Below are 18,088 nucleotides of genomic sequence, written 5' to 3' on the forward strand. Positions count from 1 at the left end.
TAATCTTTTTTGTTATTTTATCGTAAACTCTGCCGCCTGCTCAAACGTTGCCTGCTTTAAATACGCTGAGAGCCTGGGCATATTTTAATATTGTCATGTTCAATGAAACTTTGTATACACTTATAAAGAGTGTATTTTTATATTAAAGGAGGGATTCCATATGATCATCAGCAATCCCCACCAAATAGACGTAACCTACAGCCTGGGTGTTACACCCGTTGAACCAATGATACCAAGAAAATACACCGTTTTCCCAGGTCAACACACTTCTGTTCCTTCCATTCAAATCGGCATTGAATTTGCCTACGATCATATGCAAAAAGAGCGGAACGAATATTTAGCATCCTTCGTCTTCGATAAAGGTTTTTATTCCCTTACTGTGTATTATTACATCGGTGCGCATACATCAACAGATGAAACCATTACACGCTACCTTCACTTTTTAGAACAGCTCCCTGTTATTCTATCGTCTATCTATCACGCTGATGCTTCCTTTTTCGAAAAACATCCACTTTTAATGCACTGTCCTATTTTTATCATTGCCGATAGCCCTGAGCTGCCATTTTCAACAAAAAAATCTATCGGTTCCCTGTATCAATATAAATAAATGAGAAAAGCTACTGTTAAAATAACGGTAGCTTTTTCTCCGTATTCGAAACAAAATACTTTTAAACTTGTTAAAAACATGGAATAATAACTACAAATTGTTTTAATCTATTTGCGTTAACCCTTTAAAATCGTTACAATTTATTAGTAGTTCTATACATAAAGGAAAAGGTAAACAAGCAATCATTCGTTTGTTTATAAAGGCCGAGTTTAACGGGCAATGAATCCCCAGATTTCATTTAAGTGTTGTCTGTTAAAGCGGAAAAAAATTGAACGTAACTACGACAAAGTGAGGTCCTAGAAGTAATGACAAATGTACAACCAAAATCCATTATCGTAATTTTTGGCGCTACAGGTGATTTAGCAAAACGTAAGTTATTCCCCTCTATTTTCCGCTTATATAAAGCGAACAAACTATCGGAAGATTTCGCTGTTGTTGGTGTCGCAAGAAGACCTTGGACTAATGACGAATTACGCGAAAATGTAAAAAAATCAGTGAGCAGTTTCAAAAACAGTGACGCTGACATTGAAAAGTTTGCTTCACATTTTTATTACCAACCGTTTGACGTAACAGATGTCGCTTCTTATCAAGAATTAAAAAGCCTAACAGAAAGCCTTGATGAGCAATACAACGTGCCTGGAAATCGTATTTTCTATCTAGCAATGGCACCTGAATTTTTCGGAACGATTGCTTCGAATTTAAAAAATGAAGGTTTAACACAAACAGAAGGCTGGAGCCGCCTAGTCATTGAAAAGCCGTTTGGCCATGATTATCCTTCTGCTAAAGAATTAAATGAACAAATTCGCCATGCATTTAAGGAAGATCAAATTTATCGTATCGACCACTATCTCGGTAAAGAAATGGTGCAAAATATCGAAGTTATCCGTTTTGCAAATGCTCTATTTGAACCGATGTGGAACAACCAATACATTTCAAACATCCAAATTACGTCTAGTGAGACGCTTGGTGTAGAAGACCGTGGCCGTTACTATGAATCTTCAGGTGCCCTTCGAGATATGGTACAAAACCATATGCTTCAAATGGTGGCCCTACTTGCAATGGAACCGCCGATTAAATTAACACCGGAAGAAATTCGCAGTGAAAAAGTAAAAGTATTGCGTGCTCTTCGCTCTTTATCAGTGGATGAAGTAGATGATTATTTTGTACGAGGTCAATACGGCAAAGGTGTACTTGAAGGAGAAGAAGTTATCGGCTATCGCGAAGGAAACTCGGTTGATCCTGAGTCTAATACCGCTACATTTGTATCTGGTAAGCTTATGATTGATAACTTCAGATGGGCTGGCGTACCGATTTATATCCGTACAGGTAAACGCATGAAAGAAAAAGCAACAACAATTGTTGTACAGTTCAAAGACTTACCAATGAACCTGTACTTCAATAAAGATAAAGAAATTCATCCAAACTTGCTTGTCATTCATATCCAACCGGAAGAAGGCATTACGCTTCACTTGAACGCGCGTAAAACGCCAGGTGCCACATCATCCACACCGATTAACTTGAACTATTGCAATAACTGTGGAGATAAAATGAATACACCGGAAGCTTATGAACGCCTTATTTATGATTGCATGCTTGGAGATGCAACGAACTTTACTCACTGGGATGAAGTAGCCCTTTCTTGGAAATTTGTTGATACTATCTCAGAAGCATGGGAAAGCACAAAAGCACAAAACTTCCCGAACTACGAATCAGGTTCAATGGGACCAAAAGAATCAGACGCATTGCTTGCTGAAGACGGTTTCCACTGGTGGCCAGTCGGAGAAGACAACTTCTCACCTAAAGAGTAAATAAAAAAAGCAGCTGTAGTATACAGCTGCTTTTCTTGTTTTTTATTTTAACCACTCAGTATGGAATACGCCCTCTTTATCAACACGTTGATATGTGTGAGCTCCGAAGTAGTCACGTTGCGCTTGTAAAAGGTTCGCTGGTAGCGTTTCTGTACGGTAGCTGTCATAGTAAGCTAATGCACTTGAGAAACTTGGTACAGGAATACCTTGTTTAACCGCAATTGAAATAACTTCACGAAGAGCCGACTGATAGCCTTCTACGATATCCTTGAAGTATGGGTCTAACAATAAGTTTGTTAGATCTGCATCGCGATCGTAAGCTTCTTTAATTTTTTGTAAGAATTGTGCACGGATGATACAACCACCGCGGAAGATCATTGCAATATCACCGTACTGTAAATTCCAGTCATATTCTTCAGAAGCTGCTTTCATTTGAGCAAACCCTTGCGCATATGAACAAATTTTACTCATGTACAATGCTTTACGAATTGCTTCTACTAATTCGGTTTTATCGCCTTCAAATGCAGCTGCATTTGGACCGCTCAATACTTTGCTTGCTTTTACACGTTCTTCTTTCATAGCTGAAATAAAGCGTGCAAATACAGATTCCGTAATGATTGGTAGTGGTACACCTAAATCAAGCGCACTTTGGCTTGTCCATTTACCTGTACCTTTTTGACCTGCAGTATCTAAAATAACGTCTACAAGTGCTTTCCCTGTTTCTTCATCTTTTTTCGTAAAGATATCAGCTGTGATTTCAATTAAGTAGCTATCTAGCTCGCCTTTATTCCATTCAGCAAATACTTCATGTAATTCATCTGTTTCTAAGCCTAATACGTTTTTCATGATGAAGTATGCTTCACAAATTAACTGCATATCGCCATACTCGATGCCGTTATGAACCATTTTTACGTAGTGACCTGCACCATTTGGTCCAATGTATGTGCAGCAATCATCGCCTTCAACTTTCGCTGAAATAGCTGTTAAGATTGGTTTTACAAGTTCATATGCTTCTTTTTGTCCGCCAGGCATGATTGAAGGTCCTTTTAATGCGCCTTCTTCTCCGCCGGATACGCCTGTACCGATGAAATGGATACCTAATTCTTCTAGCTCTTTGTTACGACGAATTGTATCCTGGAAGAATGTATTTCCGCCATCGATTAAAATGTCGCCTTTTTCTAAGTATGGTTTTAACGAATCAATTGTTGCATCTGTAGCAGCACCAGCTTTAACCATTAATAAAATTTTACGCGGTTTTTCAAGAGAATTAATAAACTCTTCCACACTGTATGTACCTGCAAAATTTTTACCTTCTGCTTCTGTTTTTAGGAACTCTTCTGTCTTTTCAGGAGAGCGGTTATAAACTGAAACAGAATAGCCTCTGCTCTCAATGTTTAGCGCCAAGTTTTTCCCCATAACCGCTAAACCGATAACACCGATTTGTTGTTTTGCCATGTTAAATTCTTCCCTTCATGTGTAATATGAATTGGTCAACCTAATCGTAACTGAACATATCATAAAGAAAGTTACAGATTCAAGTTTGATATAACCATAATCATACGTTTTATTATACACATTTGAAAAGAATCATGCTCACCGAACATTGATTATTTTGAAGAAAATTTCGATAAAATAAGTGAAATGAACGCAGTTACTAATCATCCGTACATTCTTAACTACCTTTAGACGCATTTTAACATTTTCTTAAACAATTACTTTTGTTAAAATATTAAGCAGTTAATCATTTCAATGAATTGATGATCAACACGGTTGTTACCGTTTTACTATATTTACTGCAGCTAAAAAAGCTGCACTAGTACTTATTTTGTTTTATGAAGAGGGATTTTATATATGACAAAACCAATCAAAGATCCGTTCAAAGAAAATTTTGATACGCTTGAAGAATTTGCTGATCGCATTAGCGAGGTATTGAACTGCCCTATTACGATTGAAGATGCTAATCATCGCTTACTAGCTTACAGCACCCATGATGAAAGAACGGACCAAGCGCGTATTGCTACGATTATTGGAAGAAGAGTTCCGGAAAAAGTCATTAACAACTTATGGAAAGAAGGCATTATTCCGAAACTGCTTGAGACAAATGAACCTGTGCGTGTGAAAAATATAAATGAAATCGGGCTTGGAGATCGTATAGCCATTTCTATCTGGAAAAATGAAGAAGTTCTAGGATTCATTTGGGCTGTGGAAATTGAGAAAGCCTTAGGCGATGAAGAAGTGGAGCTATTAAAAAAAGCTGCGAATGTATTAAAAAACAAATTGCTGCAGCTTCAAATTCGAAAATACAAACGAGAGGAGCGCTCACAGGAATTTTTCTGGAAATTATTAACTGGCCACATTAAGTCTCGCCAAGAAATTTCAGAAGCGTTTTATGAAGCTCAAATTACGGCTCCATCAGCGTTTTCCATTGCTATCTTCCGCTTCCAAGAAGATATTACGCCTGAAGCTGAACGCCAAATTTCGTATATGTTGAAAACAATGCACCGCTTAAAAATCGTTCTTTATACGATTGATTGCAATGATTTAATCTTACTGCTTTCTTTGGATGCGGTTGAAAATCCTCTTGATGAACAGCGAGATTTTGTAGACTATTTTAGAGGAAACATGCATGAACGCTTTGATGTTACTCAAATTAAAGCCAGCTGCAGCAGTATTTATTCATCGCACGATCATATCGAAAAAAGCTATAAAGAAGCTTTGAACGTATTAGATATGAAAAGTAAGTTTCCAGAAGAAACAAAAGAGATTATTAACTATCAAGAATTAGGTATTTATCAATTTCTAGATGTTATTTTAGACAAGCGCGTTCAAGATCAATTTGAAAACCATTCTTTAAAGAAGCTAACTGATTATGACCTTCGTCATAACAGTAACTTGGTGGAGACTCTTGAAGTATTTTTAAATAATGATAACAATATTAATGAAGCAGCCAAAGAATTAAATGTGCATATGAATACACTTAGCTATCGATTAAAGCGAATTTCAGAGATTGGTGATATCAACTTAAAGGATGTTAATCAAAAAATGACTCTTTATATTGATATTAAGTTAATGAAATATAAAAAATAACAGATAATGTTATATTTTTTAACAGAAAGCTATTTATTTATTTTCCGATAAATAAATAGCTCTTTTTTTATGTTTTCTTCCCTTAGCAATGTTAGATAACCTGACACAAAATTAAAAATTCTGATAAGTAAGCGGTTACATTTGTGTGTTTAAACAAAAACCGCTTCTTCAATTCTTCTTTCTAGACAAAGAAATTTCACAAAACTTTCTTTATACTAAAGATACACAAACGACCAAGGGGGAAATTAATCATGATTATTGGCGTACCAAAAGAAATCAAAAACAACGAAAACCGAGTAGCGATTACACCAGCAGGCGTAGCATCATTTGTTGGTACAGGTCATCGTGTATTAATTGAAAATGAAGCGGGTATTGGAAGTAACTTCACAAACGAAGATTATGTAAAAGCCGGAGCTGAAATTGTTGAGACAGCAGCTGACGTGTGGGCACAAGCTGAAATGGTCATGAAAGTAAAAGAACCATTAGCAAGTGAATACGGCTATTTTAGACCAGGTCTTATCTTATTCACTTACCTTCACTTAGCAGCTGAACCAGCACTGGCAAAAGCATTAAAAGATAGCGGTGTAACGGCTATTGCTTATGAAACAGTGGCAGTCAATCGTACATTGCCTCTATTAACACCTATGAGCGAAGTAGCAGGACGTATGGCTGCTCAAATTGGTGCACAATTCCTTCAAAAATCAAACGGCGGAAAAGGAATTTTATTAGCGGGTGTTCCTGGAGTTAGCCGCGGAAAAGTAACGATTATTGGAGGCGGCGGTGTTGGTACAAATGCTGCAAAAATCGCAATCGGCCTCGGTGCTGATGTAACAATTATTGATTTAAGTCCTGAACGCCTACGTCAATTAGACGATATCTTTGGCAACCAAATCAATACGCTAGTGTCAAATCCCTATAACATTGCGGATGCAGTAGCAGAGTCAGATTTAGTGATTGGTGCAGTATTAATCCCAGGTGCAAAAGCTCCAAAACTCGTAACAGAAGAAATGGTGAAAACCATGAAGCCAGGTTCTGTTATTGTTGACGTAGCAATCGACCAAGGTGGTATCGTTGAAACAATTGACCACATTACAACACACGATCAGCCTACTTATGAAAAGCACGGTGTTGTACACTATGCAGTTGCGAACATGCCAGGAGCAGTTCCACGCACATCAACGATTGCTTTAACAAATGTAACGGTACCTTATGCACTTCAAATTGCTTCTAAAGGTGTTCACAAAGCAATCGCTCAAAACGAAGCGTTAAAATTAGGAGTGAACGTTGCAAACGGAGCTATTACGTACGAAGCAGTTGCACATGATTTAGGTTATGATTATGTATCAGTAGACGTAGCTCTTGAAAAAGAATTAGCTTCTATTTAATAGATAGTAAAAAACGTCCTTAACCCTCTGTTAAGGGCGTTTTTATTTTAAATAAACAGCAATTAGCTGTAAAAAACACGACTATTTAAAGCTTTGTGTATCTGTTCACCGGTAATCTCCGGTACCATTGGCCAGAACTCAGGAGTAGGAAACATAAGGTTGCTAGGCGTTCTATTATGATTACCATCTAATTCATGAAATGGTTCAGGATCATCTGTCTCGTTAAACCGATTCGTAATAAACATAAAGTGACCTAATTCATGTGCAAGAAGATACTCATCTGTACTTGCATTTGTCATAATCACAAGTGGAAAAGAGTTATAAGTTACAGCAAGAGTCGATGAATAGTCAAAATTAACAGGCCCAAATCTATTTCCATTCATATAAAATACGTATACATCAGCGTCTTGACAAACTTTTCGGCCAGTTTCAAGCATTGCTTGTACCATTGTAAGATGACTAGCTCCTCTAATTGGAAAATTTTCCGCATTACTTACAATGCCACTGATGTTTTCCAAAAAAACAAATGAACGTGTAATAGTAAATGTAACCCCCTGGATTAATTGGTTTTTCTCATATTGTTTCCATATCCTATTAGCAGCCGCTATGTCTCTTTTTACACGGTTGGGAACTGTAGACGGATTATCTTTAGAGTTTCGATCAACTTTAGCTCCTGGTAATACGATTATACAAACATTTAAAGTACCTGTCTTAACAGTTTTGAAGTTATCGCTCATTAAATTCGATTTCATATAACAGTCTTTGTGATTTCTCTTTTGAAGTTGTGATTGATTAGAAGAATCCGGGGCATCTTTATAACTGTCATGATTATAATGTTTTTTTATGTGAATCACCCTTTCTTAAGTTTCTATTCATTTTATTCATTAAGAAAAAGAGTGCTTGTACAATAAGGTAAAAAGCCTTTTAATAAGAGGTTTTTTAGCATGCGATTACTTGTGAAGGTGGTTACTCTTAAGTTTATGTAAAGTAAATGTTCAAACCACCTTATATCTCATTCGCTAACGTTCATTTAACTCATGCTTCACAGTCAGTCATGATAATTCTAAATTACACGTAGGATTCATACAGTTTTTAGAAATTGAATATCTACATTAAAAGCGATAAAATAGAAGAAAAAGTGAATGGAAGAAATTTATCTAAAACACATTGGGCAACTAAAAGCCGCCCGGTAGAAATTTTACTCTATTTTCTCTATGAACTTAAAATACGGGAGGATTTTTTATGACAATGAATAAAGCATTAACCATTGCTGGTTCTGATAGCAGCGGCGGAGCTGGCATTCAAGCGGATTTAAAAACATTCCAAGAACTTGGTGTTTACGGAATGACAGCTTTAACAACAATTGTAACAATGGATCCCGATAACAGCTGGTCTCATAACGTATTTCCACAACAACCTTCCACTGTTGAACAGCAGCTGAAAACAATTGTAAAAGGCGTAGGCGTACAAGCTCTAAAAACGGGTATGCTTGGCTCAGTGGAAATTATTGAACTAGCGGCAAAAACAATTGAAGAATACGATTTAAAAAATGTTGTAGTAGATCCTGTGATGGTATGTAAAGGAGAAGACGAAGCGCTTCATCCGGAAACAACTGTCAGCTTGCGTGATGTACTAGTTCCAAAAGCAACAGTCGTAACGCCTAACTTATTTGAAGCTAGTCAATTAAGCGGACTTGGCCCTATCAAAACGGTTGATCAAATGAAAGAAGCAGCCGTGAAAATTTCTGAACTTGGTGCCAAATATGTATTGATTAAAGGTGGAAGTAAATTAGCACACGAAAAAGCAATCGATTTGCTTTATGATGGAAAGACATTTGAGATCTTAGAGTCTGAACGTATTGAAACGACATTTACACATGGTGCTGGATGCACATACTCAGCTGCGATTGCTGCTGAATTGGCAAAAGGCAGTGACGTCAAACAAGCTATTTATACAGCAAAAGAGTTTATTACAGAAGCAATTCGCCATTCATTTGCTTTAAATCAATATGTCGGACCAACAAATCACGGTGCATACCGTCGTAACAAAGAAAAAGTAACAAACTAAAAGCATGCCTAAAGGCATGCTTTTCTATTTTGCTTATTGTTTGACTGTTTCAAGCGCATTTAAGATAGCTTGAGCTACGCCGTGCTCGTCATTTGTTCCTGTTACGATATGGGCAAACTCTTTAATTTCTTGAGGGGCATTTCCCATCGCTACGGCACGTCCAACTCGCTGAAACATCGATACGTCGTTATAATTGTCTCCAATAGCCATCGTTTCTTCTAAAGAAATATGGCGTTCTTGAACAAATGATGTAACCGCAATTCCTTTTTGAGCATTTTCATCATTTATTTCAATATTTTCTTTACCAGATGCACTGACTGCAATAGAATCTAACTTCACAAGTTCTACTTTTGCCTGCTCTAACTTTTCTTCATCAAAAGAGAAAGCAAGCAGCTTATAAATGTCCTTGTTTGGATCTTGAAACAGCGCTTCATACTCTTCAATAAGCTTTACTCTGCCGCTATTGAAACGCTCTTTTGCCGCTTCTAACGATTTTTCATAATTATCTTTTAAGCTAGCACTTAAATAAATATCCATTAATACGGACAAAGCTTTTTCATAGTCATTTGAATACGTACCTTCACTTGTATAGACTTCAAAGTACAGCTGAAACTCCTTAAAAATATCTTCTACTTCACGAATAGCTTCCATCTTCATGCCTACTGAATATTGTTTTTCCCCTTGTGGATTGCGAAGCTCTGCTCCGTTTGCACAAATTAAATATGTATGAAGTCCTGCTTCTTCTAAAACATAACGCGCTTCTTCATAAGAACGTCCCGTAGCAACAACAACTTCCACCCCTGCCTTTTGAGCTGTCTTAATCGCTTGGGCATTTTCCTTACTTACAACTTGTTCACTATTTACTAGCGTTCCATCCATATCGATCGCAATACATTTAATCATGATGTACCCCTTCCTATGTATCTTTGCTCTCTTATTTTATTCTAGCATATGTTTTTTAGCGCTTTGCTACTTGCATGTAAAAGATTTACTAATTTTTTGTATACGCGCTGTTATAATCTGTTCCTTTTCTTGCTTTTTCGAAAACCTCTTTGATCGTCTTTACATGCAAATCAGCTGTTGAATATACGCGAAAATTCACATCCTCTTCCCTCAGATGCTTACCAACGCCGATTGAAACCATATCTGTTTGATTAATAGCTTTTATACCTGCCTCTCCATCTTCTATTGCCACACATGCATCGGGTTTTACTTTTAATTGATCGGCAGCTGTCAAAAATATTTCTGGATCTGGTTTTCCCTTCTTGATTTTCCTCACATCCACAATACAATCAAAAAAAGAGCGTATTCCTAGCGCATCTATTACAGTATTTGCATTCGAACTAGAAGAAGCAATTCCCATTTTAATGCCTTGTTTTTTACAATCTTCTAACAACATTTTAATGCCTGGAAGTAAATGATCTTCTGTCATTTCTCTTATTAAAGCCTGATAATGCTTATTCTTTTCATAAGCAAGCTCTTCTTTTTGTTCCACTGTCAGGTGTACATTGCCTTGCGCAGCAATGACCTCTACAGTTCTCATCCGGCTGATTCCCTGCAGCCGTTGATTTAGTTCTTCAGAAAACGAAACGTTAAGTTGATCTGCTACTTTTTTATTTGCTCTATAATATAAATGTATTGTATCTGCAATAACACCGTCTAAATCAAAAATAATCGCTTGTAGCTCTTCTTTTTTCATATTATCCTCCTCTGTACCTATCTTTATGCCATTACTTAAATGCTTTTATTACATCCCACCATGTTAAAATACCGTTGATATTGTTCACTTTATCATAAAAATTTTTTCATCATTTATAATTTATGAATAAATTTTTCAAAAAAAGAGAAATTACAGTATTGCATTATGAAAGCCCTTTTATTACAATAGGTTTATGCAAACGGTTGCACTGTCTTAAAAATATAGTTTATCAAAAAATAAAATGAAAACCCATACATAGGGGAAGGGGAAAAACTATGAAGAAGTTCTTTTCATTTGATTTTTGGCAGAAGTTTGGTAAGGCTTTATTAGTAGTAGTAGCGGTTATGCCCGCAGCTGGTATTATGATTTCACTTGGAAAACTAGTTGCAATGACTGGGGGAGACATCACTGCTGTACAAACAATTGCACGAGTGATGGAAGATATAGGATGGGGTATCATTACAAATCTTCACATCTTGTTCGCTGTTGCCATCGGGGGATCTTGGGCAAAGGAACGTGCTGGCGGTGCATTTGCTGCACTCATTGCATTCATTCTTATTAATCGAATTACAGGAGCCATTTTTGGAGTTAAAGCAGAAATGCTCTCAGATTCAAAAGCAACGGTTCAATCACTGTTTGGACAAGAATTAGTTGTAAAAGACTACTTCACATCTATTTTAGGATCTCCCGCTCTTAACATGGGAGTATTCGTAGGAATTATCGCTGGTTTCTTAGGCGCAAATTTATTCAACAAATATTACAATTATGATAAATTGCCTGAAGCCCTTTCGTTTTTTAACGGCAAGCGCTTCGTACCGTTTGTAGTCATCGGTGGTTCAGTTGTAACGGCACTGCTTTTATCCATTGTGTGGCCGTTCATCCAAGGTTCCCTAAACAGCTTCGGACAGTGGATTGCAACATCTAGAGACACAGCTCCTATTCTGGCACCATTTATTTTCGGAGCATTAGAGCGTCTCCTTCTTCCGTTTGGTCTTCATCATATGCTGACAGTTCCTATGAACTATACGGAGCTAGGCGGTACGTACAAAATTTTAACGGGTTCTGGAGCAGGTTCCACTGTTGCCGGTCAAGATCCTTTGTGGCTTGCTTGGATTGCAGACTTAAATAACTTCCGTGCTGCAGGAGATATGGACAGCTACAAGCAGCTCTTACATGACGTTACACCTGCACGATTTAAAGTAGGACAGATGATTTTATCTTGTGCGTCATTAATTGGAATCGCTTTAGCAATGTATCGCAACGTAGATCCTGACAAACGTTCGAAATATCGTTCAATGTTCTTTTCAGCTGGACTAGCTGTTTTCTTAACAGGCGTAACAGAACCGATTGAATTTATGTTCATGTTCGCGGCACCTCTTCTATACGTCGTATACGCCATTATGACGGGACTGGCTTTTGCCATTGTTGATATTGTTCATGTTCGCGTACACTCATTTGGCGTAATTGAACTATTAACACGTACACCAATGATTATCAAAGCCGGACTATGGGTTGACTTAATGAACTTTGTCATCGCCTGCCTTGTATTCTTTGGCTTAAATTTTGGAGTGGCAAACTTCTTAATCAAACGTTTTAACTTCCCAACGCCGGGACGTAACGGAAACTATATCGATGAAGAAACAACTGCAACAAGCAGCAAGCAGGTGAAAAATGATTCGCTTGCCCCAGTCATTATTGGACTGCTTGGTGGAGAAAACAATATTGAAGACGTTGATGCTTGTATGACTCGCTTACGTGTAACGGTAAAAGATATACATGCCGTTGCAGGAGAAAGTGAATGGAAACAAAACGGAGCCCTTGGTTTAATCTTGAAAGATAAAGGGGTACAAGCTATTTATGGACCTAAAGCGGATGTTTTGAAATCCGACATTCAAGATTTGTTAGGAGCTTAACATAATGAAGCTATTAACGTTAAATTGCCACTCTTGGCAAGAGGAAAATCAGCTAGACAAGTTATCTTGTCTAGCTGAAGTAATTAAAAAAGAAAAATATGATGTCATTGCTTTACAGGAAGTAAGCCAAAAAATAGACGCACCTTATGTATATGACTACATTCGCAGCGATAATTACGCTTGGCTTTTAGCAAAAGAACTGGGTAAGCAAGGTGAAGACTATCAATTGGTATGGGATTTATCTCATATAGGCTATGAAGTGTATGAAGAAGGAATTGCCATTTTAACGAAACACCCGATTATTGAAGAGCATTCATTTTTTGTTTCGCAAACGTCAAATATTGACTATTGGAAAACGAGAAGAATTGTTGGAGCAACAATCGAATATGAAAAAGAACTCCTTACTTTTTATTCTTGTCATCTTGGCTGGTGGGATGACGAGGAAGAGCCATTCAAGCAGCAAGTTGATACGCTGCTAGCTCATGTACACAAAGATAACCCATTTTTCTTACTTGGAGACTTTAATAATGACGCTCATAGACAAAATGAAGGTTACGACTACCTGATGAGCCAAGGCCTCTATGATACGTATACTCTATCAAATAAAAAAGACAGCGGTATTACAGTTCAAGGTAATATTGCTGGATGGGATGATAATGAACGTGCGCTGCGCCTTGATCTAATTCTGTCGAGTCATGCGCAGGATATTCAGTCGTCAACTGTGGTTTTTAACGGCATACATTATCCCGTTGTTTCCGACCATTTTGGGGTAAGCGTTGAAGTGAAATAAGTGACATAAAGCGAACGAATAGCGTTCGCTTTTTTCGTGTGATTATGATGATGTGAAAATCATCTTCTTTACTGCTTTATCTATCGTTTTAGAAGTGTCCGATAAACTTTCGCATTTTAAAAAGTAGGTGTGCTATAATATTGTGATGTTGACGATATGCAACCCATTTTTGCATGTTTATCAATGAAATCGCTCAACTTAATAGTAAGATGATACATGTAAGCTCTATTTAAATGAACACCCGTTGTCATTATCATAAACTAATAAAGAAAAATAGGTGTGAAACAATCATGAAAATTTTGTTGATTTCAAATATGTATCCTTCTGAACAATTCCCGAGCTATGGTGTATTTGTTCAAAACACTGAAAAAATTTTAGTTCAACATGGTATTCAAGTTGATAAAATTGTCATGCAAAAAAAGACAAGCAAATTGAGCAAGCTTTTTAGCTATGCTTCTCATTATGCTAATGTCATTGTGACGGGCTTAACAAAAAACTACGACTATCTTTACGTACATTATGCATCTCATAATGCTCTTCCGCTGCTGATTCTCAAAAAGCTAAAGAAGAATGTGAAGATTGTGACAAACGTGCATGGTTCAGATGTTGTACCTGAAGTAGCTTCACAGGAAAAATATCAGCCTAGAGTAAATGACTTATTGCACCATTCCACTAAAATTATTACTCCTTCTCCCTACTATAAAGGGCTCGTTGAAGAGAAATATAAGGTGCATAACCCAATCTATATTTTTCCAAGCGGAGGAGTGAATAAAGATCTGTTCCATCCTTATGCAGAGAAAAGCAAAGCTTATCAAGAACTAAATTTGGACCCTACTATCCGTTATATTGGATGTGTAAGCCGCATTGATGTGGGTAAAGGATGGGAATACTACCTTCAAGCAATTGCAAAAGCTGAACAACAAACGCCCACTTCTTACAAATACCTATACGTTGGAAGCGGAAAAGACGAAGCTGCATTTAAGGAAATGATCCAGACTCTAGGTCTAGAGGAAAAAGTCATCCATTTCCCTCTGCTTCCTCAGTCCTCTCTTGCTTACGTATATAATGCGATTGAAGCATTCGTGTTTCCGACCGTAAGAAAAGGAGAAAGTTTGGGCTTAGTCGGCCTCGAAGCTATGGCTTGCGGAGCACCCGTAATTGGGAGTCAGATTGGTGGTCTAAAAGATTACATTATAGACGGAAAGAATGGTCTATTCTTTGAGCCTAAAAATGTAGACGAACTAGCTTCACAGCTACAGGCTTTTATTAATCTTCCTGAAGATGTGAAACAGCAAATGTCTCAACAGGCGTTACAAACAGCAAACCGCTACACAGTAGATGTAATTGCTGAACAGCTCCCAACAATTTTTTTTGATGAGGTGGAAAAATGAAAGTCGCAGTTTTAATTCCTTGTTATAACGAGGAAGTAACAATTGGAAAAGTAATTGACGATTTCAAACGCGAACTGCCTAGTGCAGATATTTATGTATACGACAACAATTCAAAAGATCGTACAAGTGAAATTGCACTTGAACACGGCGCAATCGTCAAAAAAGAATTCAAGCAAGGAAAAGGAAACGTTGTACGCTCAATGTTCCAAGAAATTGATGCAGATTGCTATGTCATGGTAGATGGGGATGATACGTATCCTGCAGAATTTGTTCATCAGTTAATTGAGCCTATCAGAAATCGAGAAGCTAACATGGTCATTGGAGATCGTTTATCAAACGGAACGTATCTCGAAGAAAACAAACGTGCTTTCCATAATTTTGGTAACAACTTAGTACGTTCTTTAATTAACGGCCTGTACAAAAGTAACATTAAAGATATCATGACAGGTTATCGTGCGTACGATAAATTATTTGTAAAATCAATTCCTGTGATGAGCCCAGGATTTGAGATTGAAACAGAAATGAGTCTTCACGCGTTAGATAAACGATTCCGCCTAAAAGAAATTGCGATCGATTATCGCGATCGACCTGAAGGCAGCGAATCGAAACTTAATACGTTCTCTGATGGATTTAAAGTGTTACGAATGATTTTTACGTTATTTAAAGAGTACAAGCCGCTTCAGTTCTTCTCCATTTGGACAGTGTTGTTTATTGTCGCAGGATTAGCTGTTGGTGCTCCGGTACTTTATGAATTTTTTGATACAGGCTTTATTACCAAAGTACCTTCATCTATCTTAGCAACTGGATTGATGGTGTTAGGTGTTTTATCTTTCGTCTGTGGATTAATTCTAGATACAATCGCTTCATTAAATCGCAAGCAATATGAATTAGAACTAAATAAAAAAATTGAACAGATTGAACAAGTAGGAGAATAACAATGATGAAGAATAAAAAAAGTATTTTACTGCTTACAGTAACAGCTTTAATTATTCTTATCGGTTTAAGTATTGGTAATCCAGACGGTGTTCACTATCTTTCCCTTTTTGCTGCACTTGTATTTACCATCATAAGCTCTATTTTTATTTATAAAAATAGAGCTTATGCTTCATTTAAACCGCTAGAATGGCTATTGCTGATTGTTTTTTCGTTTATCGTACAGTTTTCACTTTTAGATAACTTACATATGACGAGCTCAACTATTTTTTCACTCGTTTTGTATGCCATCAGCCGTACTTTATTGGCAATGCTGCTGACGGCCGCTGTACTCAGCGCTATCAAACAGATAAACGATTTTCACTATACATTTGCACACCCAAAGCGTTATCTAGGAATTGTTACGATTCTTATTTTAACTGTTAGTCTATATTACTGGTTCGCCTTTTTCCCAGCGGCCATGACTCCTGATTCATTAGCACAGTGGAGACAGGCACATAACGGAGAATTTAACGATTGGCACCCTATTATGATTACGTGGCTCATTATGCTGCTGACAAAAATATGGGATAACCCAGGAATTGTAGCGTTCACGCAAATTGTTGTTGTAGTGAGCATATACGCCTATACATTTGACTTTTTCATTAAACGCAAAGCACATCCTGTTATGATTGGACTTTTAACAGCCATTATTGTCATTATTCCAAGCTTTTTAATCTTTTCAATTATTATTTGGAAAGACATTTTATACAGTGCTTTTCTGCTGTTTTTTACGGTTAACATTGCAAAAATTTATCTGTCAAAAGGCGCTTGGGTTAAAAGTAAAGCGAGCTTTTTCTTACTTTTACTTTCCGCATTTGGAGTAGCTTTCTTTAGACATAATGGTTTTCCTGTATTTGTTTTGACTTTCCTTTTAATGATTGTCTTATTCAGAAAAAATTGGAAACCTCTTGTCACGATTTTCTTAGTCGTCTTTATTTTACAAAAGATTGTTACAGGCCCTGTGTTCACGTGGCTTGATGTAAAACCTTCAGATCCAAATGAAGCTTTGTCTATTCCAACTCAACAAATTGCAAATATCATTTCAAATGATGGGGAGATGTCAAAAGAAGAGCGCGAATATTTTAATAAAGTGCTCCCTATTGAATTGTGGAAAGAAAAGTATAATCCATACAAAAGCGATCCAATTAAATTCACGTGGAAATACTACGACCGCGAGTTTATTTTTAATGATTTAGGCCTTTACTTTAAGAACTATGCTAGCATTGTCATCAAAAATCCTTATCTAGCAACGGAAGGCTTTCTCAAACAAACAGCTTTAGTATGGCAAATCAATCCTTTTAAAGATGGCTACACGGATACGTACGTAACCAACATTTATTACGGCAATGATTTAGGTCTTAAAAATAAAGTAATCGAGCCGTTTATTACACATACTGCCAATGCTTACTTAGCTATTTTTAAGCACCCTGTTTTTACATTCTTATGGAAACCAGCTTTTTATCACTGTGTCATTTTATTATTTTCATTAATGCTAGTGATTCGAAGAGGAATTACGTCCCTTATTATTGTCATTCCTTGGGCACTTAACACGCTTTCTGTTCTTGCGGCACTGCCGGCTCAAGATTTTCGATATTTATTAGCAAGCGTATTTGTGTCTTTCTTCTTTATTGGTCTTCCTTTTATCCGATTTGATCAGAAAGAAAAGGATGTGACCTCCTGATGGAGAGCAATTATAACAAAAAGCTAGGAATCACACTCATTATCGTGGCTTCCCTGTTTACAGCTGTTGGACAACTTTTTTGGAAGTTGTCCGAAGCTTCATTTAACTTAAATTTAATTATTGGTTTTTTCCTTTATGGATTAGGAGCGGTGTTTATGATTGCCGCTTTTAAATTTGAAAGAGTTTCCTTGCTTCATCCATTTTTAAGCCTAGGATATGTCATCAGCATTGCTCTTGGTTTCTTTCTATTAAATGAAACCATTAGCCCTATGAAGCTGGTCGGTACTCTTATTATTATCGTAGGTGTAATTTTAGTAGGTGGCCAAGATGAATAGTATCCCACTTTTAATTATTATGACCCTTTTAGGTTCAGTTGGAGCTGTCTTTTTCAAGTATATTTCTACGTATTTAAACGAAAAAAAGATAAAACTAGCGCTTATTTGCTTTGTAGGCGGCGGCCTTTTTTACGGGGCGGCAGCTCTGCTTAATGTGTATGTTTTAACGCTGTTACCTTATTCTATTGTATTTCCGCTTACGTCTATTACGTATATTTGGACATTAACATTCGGTTACTTTTTAATTAAAGAAAAAGTTACAACAAAACAAGTTATCGGCTGTATTCTTCTAATTGTCGGATGCTTCTTTATTGCTAATAGTTGATGAGATAACTTGAAAAGGTAGGAGT

General features: G+C 36.9%; 16 protein-coding genes. 12 read left to right on the forward strand and 4 right to left on the reverse strand.

Translation table 11 applies throughout. The features are described from left to right. Positions 1 to 160: 160 nt before the first annotated feature. Together AC1VNJ_RS19905 and zwf are read left to right on the forward strand one after the other, a co-directional pair. Positions 161 to 607 (forward strand): staygreen family protein, encoded by a 447-nt coding sequence (locus AC1VNJ_RS19905; RefSeq protein WP_013085507.1) that lies wholly within the window; start codon positions 161 to 163, stop codon positions 605 to 607. Between the two features lie 305 nt (positions 608 to 912). Then, complete coding sequence (gene zwf / locus AC1VNJ_RS19910) at positions 913 to 2,415, forward strand: glucose-6-phosphate dehydrogenase (RefSeq protein WP_013085508.1); 1,503 nt, start codon at positions 913 to 915, stop codon at positions 2,413 to 2,415. 42 nt (positions 2,416 to 2,457) lie between these two features. Here the strand turns inward: zwf and gndA are convergent, their stop codons facing one another. Next, the gene (gene gndA / locus AC1VNJ_RS19915; RefSeq protein ID WP_013059861.1) at positions 2,458 to 3,870 is read right to left on the reverse strand and encodes an NADP-dependent phosphogluconate dehydrogenase; all 1,413 of its coding nucleotides are present in this window, start codon (positions 3,868 to 3,870) and stop codon (positions 2,458 to 2,460) included. A gap of 396 nt (positions 3,871 to 4,266) precedes the next feature. On the opposite strand from gndA, the gene AC1VNJ_RS19920 reads away from it, so the two are divergent. Together AC1VNJ_RS19920 and ald are read left to right on the forward strand one after the other, a co-directional pair. After that, on the forward strand, positions 4,267 to 5,502 hold the full coding sequence (locus AC1VNJ_RS19920) for a PucR family transcriptional regulator (protein WP_028411954.1): 1,236 nt from the start codon (positions 4,267 to 4,269) through the stop codon (positions 5,500 to 5,502). 251 nt (positions 5,503 to 5,753) lie between these two features. Then, entirely contained in the window at positions 5,754 to 6,887 is a 1,134-nt protein-coding gene (ald, locus tag AC1VNJ_RS19925) for an alanine dehydrogenase (protein ID WP_013059863.1), read from the forward strand. 62 nt (positions 6,888 to 6,949) lie between these two features. Here ald and AC1VNJ_RS19930 read toward each other — a convergent pair whose 3' ends face one another. Then, positions 6,950 to 7,336, reverse strand: coding sequence for a hypothetical protein (locus AC1VNJ_RS19930; protein ID WP_224980621.1), 387 nt, complete (start codon positions 7,334 to 7,336; stop codon positions 6,950 to 6,952). Positions 7,337 to 8,129: 793 nt separating this feature from the next. Here AC1VNJ_RS19930 and pdxK point away from each other — a divergent pair. Continuing rightward, entirely contained in the window at positions 8,130 to 8,954 is an 825-nt protein-coding gene (gene pdxK / locus AC1VNJ_RS19935) for a pyridoxine/pyridoxal/pyridoxamine kinase (RefSeq protein WP_033580382.1), read from the forward strand. Positions 8,955 to 8,987: 33 nt separating this feature from the next. Here the strand turns inward: pdxK and AC1VNJ_RS19940 are convergent, their stop codons facing one another. Both AC1VNJ_RS19940 and pgmB read right to left on the reverse strand, forming a co-directional pair. After that, complete coding sequence (locus tag AC1VNJ_RS19940; RefSeq protein ID WP_328172965.1) at positions 8,988 to 9,857, reverse strand: Cof-type HAD-IIB family hydrolase; 870 nt, start codon at positions 9,855 to 9,857, stop codon at positions 8,988 to 8,990. A gap of 88 nt (positions 9,858 to 9,945) precedes the next feature. Next, on the reverse strand, positions 9,946 to 10,653 hold the full coding sequence (gene pgmB / locus AC1VNJ_RS19945; protein ID WP_328172964.1) for a beta-phosphoglucomutase: 708 nt from the start codon (positions 10,651 to 10,653) through the stop codon (positions 9,946 to 9,948). 275 nt (positions 10,654 to 10,928) lie between these two features. Between pgmB and AC1VNJ_RS19950 the strand changes: the two genes are divergently transcribed. From AC1VNJ_RS19950 to AC1VNJ_RS19980, 7 genes are all read left to right on the forward strand, one after another. Further along, positions 10,929 to 12,566, forward strand: a complete 1,638-nt coding sequence (locus AC1VNJ_RS19950; RefSeq protein WP_482641202.1) for a PTS transporter subunit IIBC — start codon at positions 10,929 to 10,931, stop codon at positions 12,564 to 12,566. 4 nt (positions 12,567 to 12,570) lie between these two features. Next, on the forward strand, positions 12,571 to 13,356 hold the full coding sequence (locus tag AC1VNJ_RS19955) for an endonuclease/exonuclease/phosphatase family protein (protein ID WP_014457716.1): 786 nt from the start codon (positions 12,571 to 12,573) through the stop codon (positions 13,354 to 13,356). 290 nt (positions 13,357 to 13,646) lie between these two features. Then, positions 13,647 to 14,747 (forward strand): glycosyltransferase family 4 protein, encoded by a 1,101-nt coding sequence (locus AC1VNJ_RS19960; RefSeq protein ID WP_482641203.1) that lies wholly within the window; start codon positions 13,647 to 13,649, stop codon positions 14,745 to 14,747. Beyond that, a complete protein-coding gene (locus tag AC1VNJ_RS19965) occupies positions 14,744 to 15,682 on the forward strand; it encodes a glycosyltransferase family 2 protein (protein ID WP_013059871.1) in 939 nt (312 codons plus the stop codon). The genes AC1VNJ_RS19960 and AC1VNJ_RS19965 overlap by 4 nt, the downstream gene beginning before the upstream one ends. A gap of 2 nt (positions 15,683 to 15,684) precedes the next feature. Next, positions 15,685 to 17,403 carry a DUF6020 family protein gene (locus tag AC1VNJ_RS19970; protein WP_033580378.1) on the forward strand — a complete coding sequence of 573 codons (1,719 nt, stop codon included), beginning with the start codon at positions 15,685 to 15,687 and terminating at the stop codon, positions 17,401 to 17,403. After that, positions 17,403 to 17,738: an EamA family transporter gene (locus AC1VNJ_RS19975; protein WP_013059873.1), complete on the forward strand. Its 336-nt coding sequence runs from the start codon at positions 17,403 to 17,405 to the stop codon at positions 17,736 to 17,738. Before AC1VNJ_RS19970 ends, AC1VNJ_RS19975 begins: the two co-directional genes overlap by 1 nt. After that, on the forward strand, positions 17,731 to 18,063 hold the full coding sequence (locus tag AC1VNJ_RS19980; protein ID WP_014457712.1) for an EamA family transporter: 333 nt from the start codon (positions 17,731 to 17,733) through the stop codon (positions 18,061 to 18,063). The genes AC1VNJ_RS19975 and AC1VNJ_RS19980 overlap by 8 nt, the downstream gene beginning before the upstream one ends. Positions 18,064 to 18,088: the final 25 nt, after the last annotated feature.

It is taken from the genome of Priestia sp. 3CA3 (assembly GCF_056836725.1).